1 protein-coding gene is annotated in these 1,287 nt (G+C 60.8%); it reads left to right on the forward strand.

All coding sequences use genetic code 11. The features are described from left to right. The first annotated feature begins 66 nt into the window (after positions 1-66). A protein-coding gene (locus tag C0Z18_RS32435) for an IS3 family transposase (RefSeq protein ID WP_102649543.1) occupies positions 67-1,247 on the forward strand; the annotation gives its coding sequence in 2 pieces (ribosomal slippage) (positions 67-331 and positions 331-1,247; 1,182 coding nt in all). Positions 1,248-1,287: the final 40 nt, after the last annotated feature.

Consider the following 1,287-nt stretch of genomic DNA (forward strand, 5'->3'; position numbering starts at 1 on the left):
TGAGCTTGCCCCCGAAAAACGAATCCCTTGCTGAGCGTTTAAACTCAAGCAAGGAGAGTCAAGAAGATGAGCAAGACAACGCGGGCGCGCTACACGCTCGAATTCAAGCTGGAAGCGGTTCGGCTGGTCAAGGCCGGTCAGAGCCTAGCGGCGGTGGCCGCGACGCTGGACGTGCCGGGGCAATCGATTTCCAACTGGTTGAAGGCTGAGCAAGAAGGCAAGCTTGGCGCAGCGGGCACGAAACCGGTGAGCGCGGAGCAGATGGAATTGTCGAGACTTCGCGCCGAAGTGGCGCGGCTGAAGATGGAGCGCGACATCTTAAAAAAGGCCTGTGCGTACTTCGCGAAGGACTCGACGTGAAGTACGCGTTCATCGAACGCAATCGCCATCACTGGCCGATTTCGGTGTTATGCGAAGTCCTTGATGTGAGCCCCAGCGGCTTTCATCAGCGACGGCAACGTGTCGCTCAGAACAAGCCGCACCGAGGCCGCGTGAGCAACGACGCACTGCTGGCGCATATCAAGGCGATTCACTCGGAGGTCAAGGGCGAATACGGTTGGCCGCGCATGTGGAAAGAGCTGGTTGCGCGGGGCGTACGCGTGGGCAAGGAGCGAGTTCGCAAGGTGATGGCGCTGCATGGTATCCGCGCAAGGCACAAGCGCAAGTACATCGCGACGACGAACTCGAACCACAACCTGCCGGTCGCGCCGAACCTGTTGGAGCGCAACTTCACTGCGGCAGCGCCGAATCAGGTCTGGACGAGCGACATCACCTATGTGGCGACGGCCGAAGGCTGGCTGTATCTGGCCGTCATAATCGACCTGTTCAGCCGGCAAGTGGTGGGATGGTCGATGCAGCCGCATATGAAGGCGGGGCTGGTCACGGACGCGCTGCGCATGGCATGGTTCCGGCGCCGCCCTGAAGCCGGCGTGATTGTGCATAGCGACCGTGGCAGTCAGTATTGCAGCGGGCTCTTCCAGGACACGCTCAAGGCGTACGGCATGCGCTCGTCGATGAGCCGGCGCGGCGATTGTTGGGATAATGCGCCCACCGAAAGCCTGTGGGGTTCGCTCAAGGTCGCACGACTGCACGGTCGGCACTTCGCGACGCGGCGTGCTGCCATGGACGAAATCGTCGACTGGCTTGGCTTCTACAATGCCCGCCGACTGCATTCGACATTGAACTACGTCAGTCCCATGACGTTCGAGAAGAATTGGGCCGTCGCTCAGCGAGGGCATGCGGCCTGATGGCTTCAGCTATGGGATTCGTGAAACAGGGGCAAGGCCA

The organism is Trinickia dabaoshanensis, from assembly GCF_002879885.1.
In the GTDB taxonomy this organism is placed as follows: domain Bacteria; phylum Pseudomonadota; class Gammaproteobacteria; order Burkholderiales; family Burkholderiaceae; genus Trinickia; species Trinickia dabaoshanensis.